General features: G+C 65.7%; 21 protein-coding genes. 8 read left to right on the forward strand and 13 right to left on the reverse strand.

All coding sequences use genetic code 11. The features are described from left to right. Nucleotides 1–278: 278 nt before the first annotated feature. Entirely contained in the window at nt 279–1,673 is a 1,395-nt protein-coding gene (locus QQL87_RS23010) for a hypothetical protein (RefSeq protein WP_284421149.1), read from the reverse strand. 310 nt (nt 1,674–1,983) lie between these two features. On the opposite strand from QQL87_RS23010, the gene QQL87_RS23015 reads away from it, so the two are divergent. Then, nucleotides 1,984–2,628: a glutathione S-transferase family protein gene (locus tag QQL87_RS23015; protein ID WP_284421148.1), complete on the forward strand. Its 645-nt coding sequence runs from the start codon at nt 1,984–1,986 to the stop codon at nt 2,626–2,628. Between the two features lie 112 nt (nt 2,629–2,740). Then, the gene (locus QQL87_RS23020; RefSeq protein ID WP_284421146.1) at nt 2,741–2,992 is read left to right on the forward strand and encodes a hypothetical protein; all 252 of its coding nucleotides are present in this window, start codon (nt 2,741–2,743) and stop codon (nt 2,990–2,992) included. 10 nt (nt 2,993–3,002) lie between these two features. On the opposite strand, the gene ppk2 is transcribed toward QQL87_RS23020, so the two are convergent. The 7 genes from ppk2 to napE form a co-directional block, all read right to left on the reverse strand. After that, nucleotides 3,003–4,127 carry a polyphosphate kinase 2 gene (gene ppk2, locus QQL87_RS23025; protein ID WP_284421145.1) on the reverse strand — a complete coding sequence of 375 codons (1,125 nt, stop codon included), beginning with the start codon at nt 4,125–4,127 and terminating at the stop codon, nt 3,003–3,005. A 148-nt stretch (nt 4,128–4,275) separates the two neighbouring features. Then, nucleotides 4,276–5,385, reverse strand: coding sequence for an ATP-dependent DNA helicase (locus QQL87_RS23030; protein ID WP_284421143.1), 1,110 nt, complete (start codon nt 5,383–5,385; stop codon nt 4,276–4,278). Between the two features lie 266 nt (nt 5,386–5,651). Then, nucleotides 5,652–6,314: a NapC/NirT family cytochrome c gene (locus QQL87_RS23035; protein WP_284421142.1), complete on the reverse strand. Its 663-nt coding sequence runs from the start codon at nt 6,312–6,314 to the stop codon at nt 5,652–5,654. Beyond that, a complete protein-coding gene (locus tag QQL87_RS23040; protein WP_502871206.1) occupies nt 6,311–6,763 on the reverse strand; it encodes a nitrate reductase cytochrome c-type subunit in 453 nt (150 codons plus the stop codon). The genes QQL87_RS23035 and QQL87_RS23040 overlap by 4 nt, the downstream gene beginning before the upstream one ends. 23 nt (nt 6,764–6,786) lie before the next feature. Then, nucleotides 6,787–9,291, reverse strand: a complete 2,505-nt coding sequence (gene napA, locus QQL87_RS23045) for a nitrate reductase catalytic subunit NapA (RefSeq protein ID WP_284421140.1) — start codon at nt 9,289–9,291, stop codon at nt 6,787–6,789. A 15-nt stretch (nt 9,292–9,306) separates the two neighbouring features. Next, nucleotides 9,307–9,627 carry a chaperone NapD gene (locus QQL87_RS23050; protein WP_284421139.1) on the reverse strand — a complete coding sequence of 107 codons (321 nt, stop codon included), beginning with the start codon at nt 9,625–9,627 and terminating at the stop codon, nt 9,307–9,309. Nucleotides 9,628–9,644: 17 nt separating this feature from the next. Next, on the reverse strand, nt 9,645–9,830 hold the full coding sequence (gene napE / locus QQL87_RS23055) for a periplasmic nitrate reductase, NapE protein (RefSeq protein WP_284421138.1): 186 nt from the start codon (nt 9,828–9,830) through the stop codon (nt 9,645–9,647). Between the two features lie 389 nt (nt 9,831–10,219). On the opposite strand from napE, the gene QQL87_RS23060 reads away from it, so the two are divergent. From QQL87_RS23060 to QQL87_RS23085, 6 genes are all read left to right on the forward strand, one after another. Next, entirely contained in the window at nt 10,220–11,176 is a 957-nt protein-coding gene (locus tag QQL87_RS23060) for an aliphatic sulfonate ABC transporter substrate-binding protein (RefSeq protein WP_284421137.1), read from the forward strand. A 36-nt stretch (nt 11,177–11,212) separates the two neighbouring features. Continuing rightward, nucleotides 11,213–12,391, forward strand: coding sequence for an FMNH2-dependent alkanesulfonate monooxygenase (ssuD, locus tag QQL87_RS23065; protein ID WP_284421136.1), 1,179 nt, complete (start codon nt 11,213–11,215; stop codon nt 12,389–12,391). Further along, entirely contained in the window at nt 12,388–13,206 is an 819-nt protein-coding gene (locus QQL87_RS23070) for an ABC transporter permease subunit (protein WP_284421135.1), read from the forward strand. The genes ssuD and QQL87_RS23070 overlap by 4 nt, the downstream gene beginning before the upstream one ends. 9 nt (nt 13,207–13,215) lie before the next feature. Further along, nucleotides 13,216–14,082, forward strand: a complete 867-nt coding sequence (locus QQL87_RS23075; protein WP_284421134.1) for an ATP-binding cassette domain-containing protein — start codon at nt 13,216–13,218, stop codon at nt 14,080–14,082. Nucleotides 14,083–14,096: 14 nt separating this feature from the next. Then, nucleotides 14,097–14,672: a flavin reductase family protein gene (locus tag QQL87_RS23080; protein ID WP_284421133.1), complete on the forward strand. Its 576-nt coding sequence runs from the start codon at nt 14,097–14,099 to the stop codon at nt 14,670–14,672. Between the two features lie 88 nt (nt 14,673–14,760). Beyond that, on the forward strand, nt 14,761–14,916 hold the full coding sequence (locus tag QQL87_RS23085; RefSeq protein ID WP_284421132.1) for a hypothetical protein: 156 nt from the start codon (nt 14,761–14,763) through the stop codon (nt 14,914–14,916). Here the strand turns inward: QQL87_RS23085 and QQL87_RS23090 are convergent. From QQL87_RS23090 to fliG, 5 genes are read right to left on the reverse strand one after another with little or no spacing between them, the layout of a single operon-like run. After that, entirely contained in the window at nt 14,907–15,326 is a 420-nt protein-coding gene (locus QQL87_RS23090; protein WP_284421131.1) for a hypothetical protein, read from the reverse strand. The genes QQL87_RS23085 and QQL87_RS23090 overlap by 10 nt on opposite strands. 43 nt (nt 15,327–15,369) lie before the next feature. Next, entirely contained in the window at nt 15,370–16,749 is a 1,380-nt protein-coding gene (gene flbD / locus QQL87_RS23095; protein WP_284421130.1) for a sigma-54-dependent transcriptional regulator FlbD, read from the reverse strand. A 53-nt stretch (nt 16,750–16,802) separates the two neighbouring features. Next, the gene (fliN, locus tag QQL87_RS23100) at nt 16,803–17,150 is read right to left on the reverse strand and encodes a flagellar motor switch protein FliN (RefSeq protein WP_012029464.1); all 348 of its coding nucleotides are present in this window, start codon (nt 17,148–17,150) and stop codon (nt 16,803–16,805) included. A gap of 30 nt (nt 17,151–17,180) precedes the next feature. Then, the gene (locus QQL87_RS23105; protein ID WP_284421129.1) at nt 17,181–17,801 is read right to left on the reverse strand and encodes a FliH/SctL family protein; all 621 of its coding nucleotides are present in this window, start codon (nt 17,799–17,801) and stop codon (nt 17,181–17,183) included. Next, nucleotides 17,801–18,889, reverse strand: a complete 1,089-nt coding sequence (gene fliG / locus QQL87_RS23110; protein WP_284421128.1) for a flagellar motor switch protein FliG — start codon at nt 18,887–18,889, stop codon at nt 17,801–17,803. Before fliG ends, QQL87_RS23105 begins: the two co-directional genes overlap by 1 nt. Nucleotides 18,890–18,923: the final 34 nt, after the last annotated feature.

Here is an 18,923-nt window from a genome sequence, read left to right on the forward strand (position 1 = left end):
AGAAGAATCCACGCCATGCGCCTTGTCCACTCATTCTAAACCGGACAGCCGTGGGACAAGCCCGGGCATGACAGAGTAACTCACGAGCAGTTGTTTGTTCGTGCGCTGCCTCCCCTCATGGTGAGGAGGCGCGAAGCGCCGTCTCGAACCATGAGGCCGTTAAGGGGCATCATCCTGCGAGAGCCCGCCCGGGGGGCGGGCTCCTCAGGATGAGGGGAGAGGGCGATGGAGGACATCGGAACGGGTCGCCGAGGCGGTGCCGATCAGTCGAGCCTCCGCTACGGCTTCATCGCGGTTGCGCCGGGCACGCGGAACAGATCGAGCAGCTGCTTCGATTTGCGCGGATAGGCATCGAACAGCTGGAAGTCCAGGTCTTTCGTGCCGGCGAACTTGCCGTGGCAGTTGATGCAGCCGTTGGGTTGCTGCGCGGTCTGCATGTAGGTCTCGAGCGTGGTGTTGGCGAGGAACGGCGGCTGGGTCGGCGTGCCGATCGGCACACCCTTGCCGGCCCATTGCGCGTTGACCAGCCGGTAGTACTGCCAGACGTTGTCGAGCCGCAACGTCTTCAGCGCAGCCTGGTAGATCGCCGTCTTCTGCGCCGCGACGTCGTCGAGCGGGATCACGCGCATGACCTGGGTCGGCGTATTCGATCCCGTGGCCGGCGGCTGGTTGACCTTGCAGTCGGTGCAGCCCGGATTGAAGAAATTGTACTTGGCGCCCGAAGGAATCGTCTGGCCCTGGGTCGGCGCGTTGTCGACCTGCTCGAACGTCGCCCACAGCCATTGCGGCAACTGGTCGGTCTTGATCACGACGTGCAGGCCGACGAGCCCGAGCTTCCGGACGTCGCAGCGCTTGGTCGTGGGATCGAACACCAGCGCATCGGTGGTGTAGAAGCGGGTCGCGTCGTCAGGCTGGCGGCTGCCGGGGCCGCCCATCACCTTCCACGCCGCCTTGACCTTCACCGTCGCCGAACGGTCGGTGGTGTTGGAGGAGGCCGGAAAGGCGATCTTGGCGCCGCTCTGGTTGCGGCTGTCATAGAACTTGTTGGTGACGACGTAGTCGTAATAGACGCGGTTGAGCTTGACCTCGTACCAGACGTTCTGGCCGTTCTGGTCGACGAGGCGGTTGCCGTCGGCCTGCTTGTCGCCGGCGATCAGCACGTCGCTGATCTTGGCGGTGCGGACCAGCGTGCGGCGCGCCGCAGCCGGATTCTCCCTGGCCTGGATCAGGCATTGCGGCGGGATCTTCTCGGCGGCATCGAACGGCGCCGGCTTGACCGGCGGATCGAGATAGATGTCGTCGGAATCCTTGTAGGTCTCCCACACCACAGGCCCGGTCGGCATCGTCTTCTTGCCGCCCTCGGTCATGTAGGTGAAGCCGCCGATCACGTTCTCGCGGTCGGGGACGCCGCGCTCGACGATCGGATTGGGCGCCGGCCAGTTGAGCGCGATGAAGGAGTCCCAGGCCATGTTGTCGACATAGACCTGCAGCCCGATCGCGCCGACGTTCTGCGTCACGATATCAGCCGGGAGGTCCGGGCTAAACACGTAGGACGGCGGCGTGAACTGGCGGCCGTTGACGGCGGGCGCAGCCGGCGCATCCGCCTGCTGGGCCTGGGCGAACGCGCCTGGCAGCAACGCCAGCGCGGCCAATACGATGAGCTTTTGTTTCAAATTGATCTCCATCGGAAGACTTTCGTGAATCAACCGGTGGATTAATATCACATATACTTCGCGCAAAGGATGAGCTGGTTCACACTTGGCGGCGCCTTCCGCCGATCGTCATTGCTGCGTCGGTCATGATGGAGCTGAGGTCGCGCGTCATCGCTGGTCGTTGGGGTGGGGCAGAACAACCGGCGCGAGGCGGCAGCGTGCCGATCGTCGCGCGGCGGACGAATCCGTGAGATGATCGGGACGGTGCCGCTGGGATCTCACGTGAGGAGAGAGCGCCGGCACGCCTTTGCCCACCCCATGAGAGATGATCATGCCGAGCTACCGCCTGCACTACTTTCCCGAATCCGGCAACAGCTACAAGCTGGCCCTGATGCTGGCGCTGTGCGGGCAGAGTTTCGAGCCGGTCTGGACCGACTTCGGCGGTGGCATCACGCGCACGGCCGCCTGGCGCGCCAGCGTCAATCCGATGGGCGAGATTCCGGTGCTGGAGGAGGACGGCGTGCGGTTGACCCAGACCGGGCCGATTCTGCTCCAGCTCGCCGCGCGCTACGGCAAGTTCGGCGGTGCGAACGAGCATGAGCGCTTCGAGATCCTGCGCTGGCTGTTCTGGGACAATCAGAAACTGTCCGGCTTCATGGCGACCTATCGCTATCGCCGCGCCTTCACGCCGCAGCCCGACGAGAAGGTGCAAGGGTTCTTGCGCGCACGCATCGACGACTTCCTGTCGATCCTCGCAGGCGAAGTGGCACAGCGTCCCTTCATCATCGGCGAGCGGCCGACGGTCGCCGACCTCTCGCTGTGCGGCTATTTGAGCTTTCCGGTGGAGGAGAGCGGCTATGATCTCGCCGCGCGTTTCCCGCCGGTCGCGGCATGGCTCCAGCGCATCGCCGCGCTGCCCGGCTGGAAGGCGCCGTATGATCTGCTGCCCGGGCAGCGCCTGCCGCGCTACGTCTGAGAGACAGCGATCAGCAACGCCCGTCGGCTCGCGCAGTCGTGATTGGGGCGGCGCTGTCGCCTGCCTACATCATCGCTTGCGCAACCGGCGTGGAGCGCATGGAGGACCCAACATGATCGCATTCAGGAGCCTGGCGGCAGCTCTGCTGATGTCGACGCTGGCGGCCACCGCGGCATCGGCGCAATTCTCCGAGCCTGCGGCCTATGAGGCCATGCATCCCGAACGCGATGTGCTCAACGGCGGCGCGCTGACGCCGGCGGCACAGGCGGAGCTGGGCCGCCGTGGCATGCAGGCCTTTCCGAATGCAAATGCAGCGATGCCGCCAGCCGATACCGTGAGATCGCACCGGCGCCATCGACGCTGAGCGCAGCACCTCAGCTCGCGTGCTCCTCGCGCTCGTGGATGACGCTGGCGCGGCCGACGATCAGGTCGTCGACTTGGCCGATGCGCGAGACGTCCTTGCCGGCATAGGGCAGGGAGTGCAGCACGCAACGCATCGCGTTCAGCCGCGCGCGCTTCTTGTCGTCGGACTTGATCACGGTCCACGGGCAGTCGGCGGTGTCGGTCGAGAAGAACATCGCCTCCTTGGCGCGGGTGTAGTCGTCCCATTTGTCGAGCGAGGCGGTGTCGATCGGCGACAGCTTCCACTGCTTCAGCGGATGCGCCTCGCGCTCCTTGAAGCGGCGGCGCTGCTCGTCGCGGCTGACCGAGAACCAGAACTTGATGATGTGCAGGCCGCTGCGCACGAGGTTGCGCTCGAACTCCGGCACCTGGCGCAGGAATTCCTCATACTCGGCGGGCGAACAGAAGCCCATCACACGCTCGACGCCGGCGCGGTTGTACCAGGAGCGGTCGAACAGCACGATCTCTCCGGCGGTCGGCAGATGCTCGACATAGCGCTGGAAGTACCATTGGCCGCGCTCGACGTCGCTCGGCTTCTCCAGCGCGACGACGCGGGCGCCGCGCGGGTTGAGATGCTCCATGAAGCGCTTGATGGTGCCGCCCTTGCCGGCGGCGTCGCGGCCCTCGAACAGCAGCACCAGGCGCTGGCGCGCCTCCTTCATCCAGATCTGCAGCTTGAGCAGCTCGGTCTGCAGGATGAATTTCTGCTCCTCATAGTCCTTGCGATACATGCGGTATTTGTAGGGGTATCCGCCCTGGCGCCAATTGTCGGCGAGCTCGTCCGAGGTGTGGCGCTTCTCGCGCTTGGTCTGCTTGCCGTCGATCAGCGCCTTCATCAGCTTGGCGTCATCGGGAGCGGCGCCGTCGAGCATCGCCTTGATCGGCGGGCTGTCGGCGCCGAGCACCGGCGGTCCGTTCAGCAGGCTCTCGAACGCCGACAGCTCGGTGATCTGTGCGGCCTGCATCGATTCATCGACCAGCGACTGCGCGATCGGATCGAGCTCGGCCGCGGATTGCCGCCGGGCGACACGCGCCGTCGCGCTGGCGCGCTTGGTGGGCCCGTTGGAAGCCTTGCCCTTCGTGGTCTTCTTTGCCATGCGATTCCGCCCCGCTTGTTGTTGTCGTGCAGAGATGTGAATCGATTTTTATCCGCCAAGCGTGCTGCGGCAGGTTGACCTGGATCAACGGGTCGCAGGCTTTGCGGAGAACGAGGCAGGACTTTACCGCCGCTGCCTCATGGGAAGGTTAAACGACGATGGACAGCCGCTTCGCCGCGCGGGTGATGCCGGTGTAGAGCCAGCGGGCGCGGCTCTCCTGAAATGCAAAACTCTCGTCGAACAGCACGACGTCGTCCCATTGCGAGCCCTGCGACTTGTGCACGGTCAGCACATAGCCGTAGTCGAACTCGTCATAGGGCTTGCGCTGCTCCCATGGGATGTCCTCGATGCCGCCGGCGAAGCATTCGCCGCGCACCGAGACCTTCGTCACCTTGCGTCCGAGATCCTCGTCGGGCGCAACGCGCATGGTCACGATCTTGGACTTGGAGGTGGCGCGCGACTTCACCCGCCACAGCCCGCCATTGAACAGGCCCTTCTTGCGGTTGTTGCGCAGGCAGACCAGCTTGTCGCCGGCGACGGGCAGCGCGTCCTCGATGTCGAGGCGCTGGCGGAAGCGGTTGTTGTAGGCGCGGCGGGTGGCGTTGCGGCCGACCAGCACCTGGTCGGCATTCATGACGCGGGACGGATCGAGCTCGTGGCGCTCCACCACCTCGCTCTCGCCATAGCGGCCGATATCGAGCGTGTTGCCTTCGCGGACGTCCATCGACATCCGCACGATCGGATCGTCCTTGGCCTGGCGATGCACCTCGGTCAGCATCACGTCCGGCTCGGTCTCGGTGAAGAAGCCGCCGCCCTGGACCGGCGGCAGCTGCGCGGGATCGCCGAGCACCAGCAGCGGGCAGTCGAACGAGAGCAGGTCGCGGCCGAGATCGGCATCGACCATCGAGCATTCGTCGATGATGATCAGCTTGGCCTTGGACGCGGGCGCGTCGTCCCACAATTCGAAGTTCGGCTGCTCCTCGCCGCTCTCGCGCGCCCGATAGATCAGCGAGTGGATGGTGGAGGCGTCGTCGCAGCCCTTGCTGCGCATCACCAGCGCCGCCTTGCCGGTGAAGGCCGCGAACTTGACCTCGCCGTCGACGCCTTCGGCGATGTGGCGGGCGAGTGTGGTCTTGCCGGTGCCGGCATAGCCGAACAGCCGGAACACCTGCGGCGTGGCGTTCTTGCCCGGCTTGGCCTTCAGCCAGTCACTGACGGCCTGCAGCGCGGAATCCTGGTGGGGGGAGAAGGTGGTCATTGCTCAACGGGCTGGAGCCGCAGGCAGCGACTCGGGGACATTCCGTGAACCTAAGGGCTGTTTCGAGGAGATCAAGCTGGAAGAGGCGCTTGTGCTGGCGCGAGATCGTTCCGAGCGGACGATGCGCCCCCTCCCCCTTGCGGGGAGGGTTGGGGTGGGGGTCTCAGCAAAGACTGCCCGAGTGGACCCCCACCCCCGACCCCTCCCCGCAAGGGGGAGGGGAGAGCAGCGAGTTCGCGGCGACGGCTCGTGCTCTTAGGGAGACCTTACTGCCAGCCCGGCACGCCCCTCATGTCGGGCAGATGATGCGCGATGCCCTTGTGGCAGTCGATGCAGGTTTTCTCGCCGGTGAAGAGGAAGCGCTGGTGGGCTTCGACGGCGCGCGGCGACTGCTTGGTGATGTCCATCGACTGGGCGCTGTGGCAGTTGCGGCATTCCAGGGAGTCGTTGGCCTTGAAGCGGGCCCATTCGTGCAGCGCGAGCTCCAGCCTTCGGTCGGTGAACTTCTCGCGGGTGTCGATCGTCCCGAACAGATGGCCCCAGACCTCTTTCGACGCCTGCATCTTGCGCGCGATCTTGTCAGTCCAATTGTGCGGCACGTGGCAGTCCGGGCAGGATGCGCGCACGCCGGAGCGGTTGGAGAAGTGGACCGTCGATTTCAGCTCGGCGAACACGTTGTCCTTCATCTCGTGGCAGCCGGTGCAGAACTTCTCGGTGTTGGTCAATTCCAGCGCGGTGTTGAAGCCGCCCCAGAAGATCACGCCGGCGGCGAAGCCCGCCAGCACCAGCACGCCGAGCCCGAAGATCGAGCTGGGCTTCAGCAGCACGTCGATCAGGTCGAGCACGAACTGCCAGGCGCGGCGGACGAGTCCGCGCCGCTTGTCGGGAACGGGCGCCTTGGCGCCCTCCGGGATGTCGCCGCTGCTCATCGCTTGCCACCCGGCTTGTCATGCGCCAGCAGCGTGTCGATGTCGACGAAGTCGTTGCTCACAGGCGGATTGGCCGTGCTCTGCGGCACGTGGCACTGGGTGCAGAAGAAACGGCGCGGCGACACCGAGGCGAGGAACTGGCCGTCGCGATCCATGAAATGCGTGATCGACAGCATCGGCGCCTTCGATTCGGCGGTACGCGCGCGGGCGTGGCAGGACAGGCATTTGTTGCCCTGCATGTCGACCTGATAGCCGTCGATGGCATGCGGAATCACCGGCGGCTGCTCCGGATAGTTGCGCACCTCCTTCTCGGCGGTGTTCTTCATCGGCTGGATCGGCGGCGCCGGGCCTTCGTCGTTGAGCGGCGTGGGGCCGCGCAGGGAGGACGAGACGCTCTGGGCGAGCAGCGCGCTCGACCCGGCTGCAACGCTGGCCGCGACCAGCATCATGGCAAGTTTCCTGATCATGGTCGTCACACCCGTTCGATGCGCACGGCGCATTTCTTGTAGTCGGTCTGCAGCGAGATCGGATCGGTGGCGTCGAGCGTCACCTTGTTGATCAGCTTCGACTCGTCGAACCACGGCACGAAGACGAGGCCGCGCGGCGGCTTGTCACGGCCGCGGGTCTCGACGCGGGCGCGGATGAAGCCGCGCCGCGAGGCCACCTTGACCTCGTCGCCGCGCCGCAGATTGGCTTCCTGCGCATCATCGGGATGCATGAAGCAGACGGCTTCGGGGAACGCCTTGTAGAGCTCGGGCACGCGGCGGGTCATCGTGCCGGAATGCCAGTGCTCGACCACGCGGCCGGTCGACAGCCAGAACGGATAGTCCTTGTCGGGCGATTCCGCCGGCGGCTCGTAGGGCAGGGCGAAAATGCGCGCCTTGCCGTCGGGGAAGCCATAGAATTGCACGCCAGTGCCGGCCTTCACGTAGGGGTCGGAGCCTTCACGAAATCGCCAGCGCGTCTCCTTGCCGTCGACCACGGGCCAGCGCAGGCCGCGCTCCTTGTGATAGGCCTCGAACGGCGCGAGGTCGTGGCCATGGCCACGGCCGAAGGAAGCGTATTCCTCGAACAGGCCCTTGTGCACGTAGAATCCGAACGCCTTGGACTCGTCGTTGCCATAGCCTGGCTCGATCTGGTCGACCGGGAATTTGTCGACCTGGCCGTTCCTGTAGAGCACGTCGAACAGCGTCTTGCCGCGCACGTCAGGCTTCTTGGCGATCAGCTCCTCGGTCCAGACCTCTTCGATCTTGAAGCGCTTGGAGAACTCCATGAGCTGCCAGAGATCCGAGCGTGCCTCGCCCGGCGCCGACACCAGCTGATGCCAGAACTGCGTGCGCCGCTCGGCATTGCCATAGGCGCCTTCCTTCTCCACCCACATCGCGGTCGGCAGGATCAGGTCGGCGGCGAGTGCGGTGACTGAGGGATAGGCGTCGGAGACGACGATGAAATTGTCGGGGTTGCGGAAGCCCGGATAGGTCTCCTCGTTGGCGTTGGGGCCGGCCTGCAGGTTGTTGTTGACCTGCACCCAATAGGCGTTGAGCAGGCCGTCCTTCAGCATGCGGCTCTGCAGCACGGCGTGATAGCCGGGCTTGTCGGGGATCGTGCCCTCCGGCAGTTGCCAGATATGCTCGGCCTTGGTGCGGTGCTCCTTGTTGGTCACGACCATGTCGGCGGGCAGGCGGTGCGAGAAGGTGCCGACCTCGCGCGCGGTGCCGCAGGCCGAGGGCTGGCCCGTCAGCGAGAATGGGCTGTTGCCGGCTTCGGCGATTTTTCCTGTCAGCAGATGGATGTTGTAGACGAGGTTGTTGCACCAGACGCCGCGGGTGTGCTGGTTGAAGCCCATGGTCCAGAACGAGACCACTTTGGTCTTGGGATCGGCATAGAGCTCGGCCAGCGCCTCCAGCCGGTTCAGCGGCACGCCGGACATCTCGGCCGCCTTCTCGAGCGTGTAGTCGGCGACGAACTTGGCATACTCATCGAACGAGATGTCGGTGGCGTCATTGGCCTTGGTGCGGCCGGTCGCCTTCTTCTCCAGCGGATGCTCGGGCCGCAGGCCGTAGCCGATGTCGGTCTGGCCCTTCTTGAACACGGTGTGCGCCGACACGAACTCCTTGTTGACGCGGCCGGTCTTGATGATGTGGTTGGCGATCGCGTTGAGGAGATAGAGATCGGTCTGCGGCTTGAACACCATGCCGATATCGGCGAGGTCGAACGAGCGGTGCTCGAAGGTCGAGAGCACGGCGACCTTGACATGCGGCGCCGACAGCCTTCGGTCGGTGACGCGGCTCCATAGGATCGGGTGCATCTCCGCCATGTTGGAGCCCCACAGCACGAACGCATCGGTCGCCTCGATATCGTCGTAGCAGCCGGCCGGCTCGTCGATGCCGAAGGTGCGCATCATGCCGGCGACGGCCGAGGCCATGCAGTGCCGCGCGTTGGGATCGATGTTGTTGGTGCGGAAGCCGGCCTTGAACAGCTTCACGGCGGCGTAGCCCTCGAAGATCGTCCACTGGCCCGAGCCGAACATGCCGACGCCGGAGGGGCCGCGCTTCTTCAGCGCGTCCTTGTATTTCGCGGCCATGATGTCGAAGGCCTCGTCCCAGGAGACCGGCGTGAACTCGCCGTTCTTGTCGTATTGGCCGTTGGTCTTGCGCAGCATCGGATGCGTCAGGCGGTCATGGCCGTACATGATCTTCGAGAGGAAGTAGCCCTTGACGCAGTTCAAGCCGCGATTGACCTCGGCCTTGATGTCGCCATGGGTGGCGACGACACGGTTGTCCTTGGTCGCGACCATCACGCTGCAGCCGGTGCCGCAGAAGCGGCAGGCGGCCTTGTCCCATTTCAATTCGGTGGCCTCGCGCTCGGTGACGAGGTTCGCCGCAAGCGAGGCGCCGGGCATGCCGGCGGCAGCCGCGGCAATCGCGGCGGCTTCCAGCTTGAGCATCTGGCGGCGATCGATCTTTGGTTCGGTCATGGGGATCTCGTGTGATTAGCCGGCGTCGATGGCGTGGAAGACGAGGCAGGCGGAGTGCACCTGCGGCAGCAGCCCGATCCGGTTCATGGTGTCGCCGAGCGCGCCGGCATTGGGCGCGTCGACCACGACGATCAGCTTGCCTTTGACGTCGCGGCCGTGGATCTCGCAGCCCGGCATCGCGAGGATGTCGGCTGCGACACGGTCGAGCTGATCGGGGCGGGTCTGCACGATGATCGAGGCGATCTCGCCAGAGGGCGGGGCAACCACGGGCTCGGCCGTGAGCACGCGGCCGGTGATCAGCGCGCGGCGGTCGAAGGAGGTGCGGTGGGAGAGCATGGGCGTGGTCCTTCCAATCAGTGTGCCGACGGCGGGCCGGGGGGACCTGCCACCATCTGGTAGACCCACACCGCCAGCCCGTAGGAGCCGACGGTGGCGACCGCGAGCGCGGGCATCAGCACGGCGGTGAGGAACAGGAAGGCAAAAATTTCCATGCGTCTGCGACGCGCATACGCGTTCGCATCGCTGCCAACGAGCGACATGAGAGAATTCTCTGCTGTGTGTGCGGGGAAGGGGTTGCGGCATCCGGGCCGCGCCTGATCGTATATTAAAGACAACGCCTGGAACCGGCGTTGACCTGGATCAAGGAGCTGCCGGCCGCCGCGGATTCGCGACGAATCCGGTGATCGCGCGCTGCGGCGTCGCGCCGCAGCGATGGTTGACGGCGCGTGAACTGGCGTGATCGCGGTCTGGCCCGCGAGAAATTCTCGCTGCTTTGTCGCGGTCCCTCGATACGATCATCCCCTCGTCACGCAAGCCGGGAGGAGCTTCATCGCTATTTTTCAGGGGTGCTCGACAGGCTTTCCGCCCGCCACCATCATTGTCTGTGCATCGCATCAACGTGGATGCGCGGTCTTGGTCGGAGAGGGCAATGAAGCGTCGTGATTTTCTGAAACTGTCGTTGGGTTCCGCTGCGGTCGTGGCTTGGTCGGCGCCGCTGCGTGCCGAGGACAAGCCGAAGGAGATCCGGATCGGCACCCAGAAGGGCGGCTTCTTCCCGGCCGTGAGGGCGCGGGGTACCATCGAGAGCGCGTTCAAGGCGGATGGCATCAACATCGTCTGGGTCGACTTCCAGTTCGGCCCGCCGCTGCTCGAAGCGATCAATGTCGGCAGCGTCGATTTCGGCTATGTCGGCGACGCCCCGCCGATCTTCGCCCAGGCCGCCAGCGCCAAGATCCGTTACGCCGCGGCCGTCAAGCAGAACGGCAACAGCCAGGCGATCATCGTGCCGAAGGATTCGCCGATCAAGACGCTCGCCGACCTCAAGGGCAAGCGCATTGCCTTCGGCAAGGGCTCGAGCGCGCATAATCTTCTGGTAGCAGCCCTGGAGAAGGCTGGCCTCGCCTGGAGCGACATCACACCGGCGCCGCTCGCGCCGGCCGATGCCACCGCGGCCTTCGTCAAGGGCTCGGTCGACGCCTGGTCGATCTGGGATCCCTATCTCGCGCTCGCCGAGATCAAGGAGAACGCGCGCATCATCGCCTGGGACAAGGACGTGCACAAGCCGAACTCGTTCTACATCGTCGGCAGCGACTTCGTTGAGAAATATCCCGCCGTGGTCGCGAGGCTGAACGCAGCGTTCGCAGCCCAAGGTGTGTGGGCCAACGCGCATCACGAGGACGTCGCGAAGGCGCAGGCCGAGGCCACCGGCGTCGATCTCGAAGCGGTCAGGCGCTTCGTCGACCGCTCGGTCTACAGCGTCGTGCCGATCGACGACGAGGTCATCAAGAGCCAGCAGGCGGTGGCCGATCGCTTCGCCCGCGTCGGGCTCATTCCGAAACAAGTCAACGTCGCCGACATCGTCTGGAAATGGACCCCGTCCACCTGACGCGAGAAGCGCGACGCCAATCCGAAAGACAATGACATGAGTAACGCTTCGTCGAAGCCCAATGTGCTGTGGTTCCTGCCGACCCATGGCGACGGCCGCTATCTCGGCACCTCGCAAGGCGGCCGCGAGGTCAATTTCAACTATCTGCGCCAGATTGCCCAGGCGGCCGACCAGCTCGGCTATTACGGCGTGCTGCTGCCGACCGGGCGCAGCTGCGAGGATTCCTGGATCGTCGCATCCGCCGTGGCGCCGTTCACCGAGAAGCTGCGCTATCTCGTGGCGGTGCGTCCGGGCCTGCAATCGCCGAGCGTCGCTGCGCGCATGACCGCCACGCTCGATCGCGTGTCCAACGGGCGTCTGCTGATCAACGTCGTGACCGGGGGCGATCCGGTCGAGAACAAGGGCGACGGCATCTTCCTGTCGCATGAGGAGCGCTACGAGGTCACCCGCGAGTTCCTCACCGTCTACAACGCGCTGCTCGAAGGCGAGGCGGTCAACTTCTCCGGCAAGCACATCAAGGTCGAGGACGGGCGGCTGCTGTTCCCGCCGGTGCAGTCGCCGCGGCCGCCGCTGTTCTTCGGCGGCTCGTCCGATGCCGGCATCGACGTCGCCGTCGACACCGTCGAGAAGTATCTCACCTGGGGCGAGCCGCCGGCCGATGTCGCCGCCAAGATCGCCAAGGTGAAGGCGGTTGCCGACAAGCGTGGCCGCAAGCTGTCGTTCGGCATCCGCCTGCACGTGATCGTGCGCGAGACCAACGAGGAGGCCTGGGCTGCCGCCGACGACCTGATCAAGCACGTCACCGACGACACCATCGCCTCGGCGCAGAAGATCTTCGCGCGGATGGATTCGGTCGGCCAGCAGCGCATGTCGCAGTTGCATGGCGGCCGCCGCGACAAGCTCGAGATCAGCCCGAACCTGTGGGCCGGCGTCGGCCTCGTCCGCGGCGGTGCCGGCACGGCGCTGGTCGGCGACCCCGACACGGTGGCGGCGCGCATCCGCGAGTATCAGGATATCGGCATCGATACCTTCATCCTCTCGGGCTATCCGCATCTCGAAGAAGCCTACCGCTTCGCCGAGCTGGTGTTCCCGAAGCTCGGCCTGGGCGTGTCGGATCAGTCCGGCAACGTCACCAAGCTCCGCGCCAACACCGGCCCGTTTGGCGAGACCATCGCCAATGAGCATCGTCCCCTGCAGCGGGCATCGCAGTCATGAGCCTGATCGACAGCTTTCCCAAGGTCGGCAACAAGGTTCGCAAGCTGACGGTGCCGCGCGCGGACGGGCTGATCCCCTGGCTCGTCCCGCTCGCCATCATCCTGATCTGGCAGGCGGCGTCGATCGCCGGCCTCGTCTCGCCGCGGGTGCTGCCGGCGCCGAGCGATGTCGCGCGTGCCGGCTGGAAGCTGTTGTGGTCGGGCGAGCTCGGCCGCAACATCTGGGTCAGCTTCTGGCGCGCCTCGATCGGCTTTCTGATCGGTGGCGGCATCGGCTTCGCCTTCGGGCTCGCCAACGGCCTGTCGCAGCTGTCGGCGAAGCTGACCGACACCACGTTGCAGATGATCCGTAACGTGCCGCATTTGGCGCTGATCCCGCTGGTCATCCTCTGGTTCGGCATCGACGAGAGCGCGAAACTGTTCCTGGTGGCGCTCGGCGTGTTCTTCCCGGTCTATCTGAACACGCTGCACGGGATTCGCACCGTCGATACGCAACTCATTGAAATGGGCCGCGTCTACGGCATGACCGACGGCGAGCTGTTTCGCCGCGTGATCTTCCCAGGTGCGCTGCCGTCGATCTTCGTCGGCCTGCGCTTCGCGCTCGGCATCATGTGGCTCACCTTGATTGTCGCCGAGACGATCGCAGCGTCCTCAGGCCTCGGCTACATGGCGATGCAGGCGCGCGAGTTCATGCAGATCGACGTCGTCGTGCTCTCCATCCTGATCTACGCCCTGCTGGGCAAGGTCGCCGACAGCGCCTCGCGGGTGCTGGAGCGGCTGACGCTGTCCTGGCATCCGGCCTTCAGCAAGCAGTGAGGTTCTCTGATGCAGCAAGCGCTCCGAATTCCCGTGTCCGGTGCAGAGGCGATCGACGGCACCGACCTGATCGGGCATGCTGAGGCCTTCCGCAACGCGAGGAAGCCAAGTTTGACCGCGCCGCCGGCCAAATCCGAAACACGTGGCCTGCCGCTCGTGATCCGCGATCTCCGCAAGGCGTTCGGCGACAACGAGGTGCTGCGCGGTATCGACCTGGAGATTCCGGCCGGCCAGTTCGTGGCCATCGTCGGTCAGAGCGGCTGCGGCAAGAGCACGCTGCTGCGGCTGATCGCGGGGCTCGACAAGCCGACATCGGGGACGATCAGCTTCGGCGAGACGGCGGCGCGGCCTGAGGATATCCGCGTGATGTTCCAGGAGCCGCGGCTACTGCCATGGGCGCGGGTGCTGGGCAATGTCGAGGTCGGGCTTGGCCGTGAACGCAAGGCCGCCGGCGCGCATGAGCGCGCGCGGCAGGCCCTCGAGGAGGTCGGCCTCGCCGAGAAGCGCGACCAATGGCCGGCGGTGTTGTCGGGTGGCCAGAAACAGCGCGTCGCGCTGGCGCGTGCGCTGGTCAGCGGGCCGCGGCTGCTGGCGTTCGACGAGCCGCTCGGCGCGCTCGATGCGCTGACCCGCATTGCGATGCAGCGGCTGCTCGAGCGGGTCTGGGCCGATCAAACCTTCACCGCAATCCTGGTCACCCATGACGTGGCGGAAGCCGTGGCCCTGGCCGACCGGGTTCTGGTGATCGAGGACGGCCGGATCGCCGAGGATATCAGCGTCGATCTGCCGCGCCCGCGCCAGCGCGGGTCCGCTGAGCTCGCTGCGCTGGAGGGGTCGATCCTGGGCCAGTTGCTTGGACCGGGCACGGCGGGGTAGGAAAGATCAACGCAATGAACTCCATCGTCCGCCACATGTCTGATGCTACGGCGCTCCAGCCGGATTTCCGCTCTGCGATGCGCCAACTGGTCGGAGGCGTCAGCGTCATCACGGTTGGCCGTGGCGACGACATCACCGGCATGACCGTGAGCTCGCTGTCGTCGCTGTCGGTCGATCCGGCTTCGGTGATCGTCAGCCTCAATCGCAACGCGTCGTCCTGGCCGATTCTGCAGCGCGAAGGCGTGTTCGGGGTCAATTTCCTGGCTGCCGACCAGATCGACATCGCCGAGCGGTTTGCCGGTAAGGGCGGGCTGAAGGGTACGGAGCGCTTCGCCGGAGCCAAGTGGCGCAAGCAGGTCAGCGGTGTGCCGCTGCTGGTCGGTGCGCTCGCCTCGCTGGATTGCGAGGTCGAGGAAATCATCGAGCGGCATTCCCATGGCATCGTGATCGGCCGCGTCCTGCATGTCGACGTCGCGCCGCAGGCAGCAGCCCTGGCGTATTGGCATGGCAGCTATGTGTCGGTCGATCGCGGCGATGACCTGGCCCGTCTCGCGGCGCTCAGCGTGCCCAATCCGCGATTGACGCCGTAAGGGCGGCGGCCGGCTGACCCGGTCCAGCGCGCTGGCATCCCCGCGGGGGACGCCGTAAAAGCCGTTGTCGACGTCGGCAGCGGAAATCATGAAACGGATCGGAACCTGGGCTCTGTATGCGATCGGCACGGTCGCGATCCTGTATCTCGCGCTCTATGCCTATGCCGTCCTGACGCAGCGCGAGTTCACGCCGGGCGATCCCATCCACATCTTCCGCAATCCCGAGGCGCCGAACTATTCGTGAGGCAAAGCACGCTTGGCGCGGGCGCGCGGCGTCTCGCGGATCCACGGATCCGGGGACTGCTCACAATCCTGCAACTGCATCCAATCGGCGGTCAGAAATTGGACCCGGCAGCGCCGCCAGACTTTCGTCTGTACCTTGCCGTCCGGTGATGCCTCGATATCCGACAGCGAGAGCGCAGGCGGTCGCCAGCGATAGCTGCGCTCATGGCTCCAGCCGTCGCAGCCATCGCTGCCGCATGTGACCGTTCGCGACACCAGCTTGCCGCGAGGCGCGAAGCACCAGCTGCGCGAACCCCATTCCTCTCCGGATGAGGGCTGCACCAGCGGCGCATGCGATGTCTGCTCCCAGCAGCCGAGCAGCAATCCCCGCGCGGCCGCTTGCGCGTTGGAAACGCCAAGCGGCGCGCCCACGAGGAGCGCGCCGCAGAGAACGATGGGGATGAGCTTGGGCAGTCTACACCGGGCTCGGCATGCGCGAGCCGTCGCCGCTGCCCGGCGGCGGGATCGGCACGCCGCCATCGGCATATTCGTTGAGCTTGTTGCGCAGGGTCCGGATCGAGATGCCCAGGATGTTCGCGGCGTGCGTCCGGTTGCCGAGGCAGTGCTTCAAGGTTTCGAGGATCAGATCGCGCTCCACGTCGGCGACCGTGCGCCCGACCAGGGCACGCGTGACCTGCTCCGCGGCCATCGTCGCATGGGCGACGGCGGGCTGCGTCTTGCCGATGTCGAGGCGGGCACCATCGGGGGTCAGGATCGCATCCGGTCCGATCTCGTCGCCCTGTGCCATCAGCACCGCGCGATGCATCGTGTTCTCCAGCTCGCGCACGTTGCCCGGCCAGCGGTTGCCGGTGAGGATGCGCTTGGCTTCCGCCGAGATCGGCCGCAGCGCCACCGCATTGGCCTCGGAATATTTGCGCGCAAAATGCTGGGCAAGCTCGAGAATGTCGGCGGGACGCTCGCGCAAGGGCGGGATCTTGAGATTGACGACATTGAGCCGGAACAGCAGGTCCTCGCGGAAGGTGCCCTCGCGCACCGCGTCGGCCAGGTTACGGTTCGAGGTCGCGATGATGCGGATGTCGACCGGGACGGGGCGGGTGCCGCCGACGCGATCGATGACGCGCTCCTGGATGGCGCGCAACAGCTTCGACTGCAGCCGGACATCCATCTCCGAGATTTCGTCGAGCAGCAGGGTGCCGCCATTGGCCTCCTCGAACTTGCCGATGCGGCGGGCGATCGCGCCGGTGAAGGCGCCCTTCTCGTGGCCGAATAGCTCGGACTCCAGGAGATGCTCGGGGATCGCGGCGCAATTGATCGAGATGAAGGGACGCTTGGCGCGCGCCGAGCGGGTGTGGACGTAGCGCGCCAGCACCTCCTTGCCGGTGCCGGACTCGCCGGTGATCATCACCGAAGCGTCGGAGCCGGCGATCTGCTGCGCGAGCTTGATCACCCGGGCCATCGCATCGTCGCGATAGACGAGATCGCGGGAATCGTTGGCGACCGCGGCGAGCACGGCGGCGATCAGCTCGGGATCCGGCGGCAGCGGAATGTATTCCTTGGCGCCGGCATGGATGGCGGCGACCGCGGCGCGGGCGTCGCTGGTGATGCCGCAGGCCACGATCGGCACATGGATGTGCTCGGCATCGAGCCGCATCACGAGGTCACGGATGTCGAGTGCGACGTCGACCAGCAGCAGGTCGGCGCCCTTGCCGCCGCGCAGCACCCGCATCGCCTGCTCGTTGTCCTCGGCATGGGTGACCGTGGCGCCATTCTCCATGGCGATCTTGGTGGCCGCCGTCAGCTGGCCCTTCAGCGTTCCGACGATGAGAAGCCGCATGTTCGTCTCCTATTCGGTCGCGCCGCTCTCGATCCGTGCGCGCGTCATGTCTGTCAGTTGCGGTCGGACTTGATGATTTCCGTCATCGTCACGCCGAGCTTGTCCTCGACCAGCACCACCTCGCCGCGGGCGACGAGACGGTTGTTGACGTAGATGTCGATGGCCTCGCCGACCTTGCGATCGAGCTCGAGCACGGTTCCGGGCCCGAGCTTGAGCAGCTCGCCGACATCCATCTTGGAGCGGCCGAGCACGGCCGAGACCTGCACCGGCACGTCGAACACGGCTTCGAGATCGGCGGCGATGCGCGCGGCATGCTCTTCTTCGGTATAGCCGGTGTCGCCCGTGATCGGCGGCGCGTCCGCGGAATTGAGGTCGGGAAGCGGGATCTCGTTGTCGCTCATGACTTAAACTCCCTTGGCCACCGTGGCGGCCTAGCTCTTCTTGGACGCCATGTAGCGTCCGACCAGTTCGTTGATCTTGGCGTCGATCGCGGCGCGATCCAGCACGACGCCACCATCGGCCCATTCGATACGGCAGTCGCCGGTCGCGATGTCCGGCTCCGCCAGGATCACGAGGCGTCCCTCGAAGCCGCTCTGCTTGGCAAGCTTCTCGATCTTCTCGCGGGCGAGCTCGTACAAGGCGTCGTTGATGCGCAGCACGAGATGCGGCGTGGCCACCAGATGCGCGAAGCAGTCGTGCACGAGGCCGGTGATCTCGCCGAGCGGCTCGGCCTCGATCAGCGCCGCGCACAGCTTGCGGCCGACGGCGACCGCGACGTCGACCGCCTCGGTTTCCATCCGCTCCTCGATGCCGGAGAAGCGGGCGGAGATGCCCTGCAATTGAATGTTGATCTGCTCCAGCGCGGACGCGACGCGGCGGTCGGCCTCGACCTTGGCTTCGCGCTGCGCCGCCTCGTAGCCGTTGCGGTAGGCGGCGGCCTCGGCGGTTGCGACCTTCTGTGCGATCTCGGCGGATGTGGCCGCGCGCTCCCGCGTCGTCTTCTCCGGCGCGGCGAAGTCGGTGTCGAACAGGAATTTCGCTGGCTGAGCCATCAATACACCAGTTCGTCGTCAGCGCGGTTCTTGCTGAGCATGATCTCGCCCTTGGCGGCGAGGTCCTTGGCCAGATTGACGAGCAGGGCCTGCGCCTCGTCGACGTCGCGCAGCCGCACCGGGCCCATCGCGGCCATGTCATCCATCAGCATCTTGGCGGCGCGCGACGACATGTTGCCGAAGAAGAAGTTGCGGACCTCCTCGTTGGCGCTCTTCAGCGCCACGCCGAGCTTGTCCTTGTCGACATTTCGCAGCAGCGTCTGGGCCGAGGCGCTGTCGAGCTTGATCAGGTCGTCGAAGGTGAACATCAGCGCCTTGATGCGCTCGGCCGACTCCCGGTTCTCCTCCTCCAGCGAGGTGATGAAGCGGGTCTCGGTCTGGCGGTCGAAATTGTTGAAGATCTCGGCCATCACCTCGTGGGCGTCGCGGCGGCGGGTCTGCGACAGGTTCGACATGAACTCGGTGCGCAGCGTCTGCTCGACCCGCTCGATGACCTCCTTCTGCACCGCCTCCATGCGCAGCATGCGGCCGATCACGTCGAGCGCCATGTCCTCCGGCAGGATCGCGAGCACGCGGGCGGCATGCTCCGGCTTCAGCTTCGACAGCACGACGGCAATGGTCTGCGGATATTCGTTCTTGAGGTAGTTGGCGAGCACCTCCTCCTGAACGTTGGAGAGCTTCTCCCACATGTTGCGGCCGGCGGGCCCGCGGATCTCGTCCATGATGCCGGAGACGCGCTCCGACGGCAAATATTGCTGCAGCAGCCGCTCGGTGGCGTCGAAATTGCCCATCAGTGCGCCGGAGGCCGACATGCGCGAGACGAATTCGAGCATGAGATCCTCGACCACGTCGGCCTCGACCGTTCCCAGCGTGGACATGGCGAGCGACAATTCGCGCACCTCGTCGTCGTCGAGCTGCTGCCAGATCTTGCCGCCATACTGCTCGCCGAGCGCCAGCATCATCACGGCCGCGCGCTTCGGACCGCTCAGGGGCTCGGTCTTCTCGCGCTGCGACTGACGGCTCGCAAGCGTCGCGATGACGGTGGAGATGTCGTTGGCGTTGGCGTTCTGCGTTTGCGGGAGCGACATGGCGATCTACGTTCTTTTCAGTTCGGATGGTTCA

This window comes from Bradyrhizobium sp. SSBR45G (assembly GCF_030159255.1).
Taxonomy (GTDB): Bacteria; Pseudomonadota; Alphaproteobacteria; order Rhizobiales; family Xanthobacteraceae; genus Bradyrhizobium.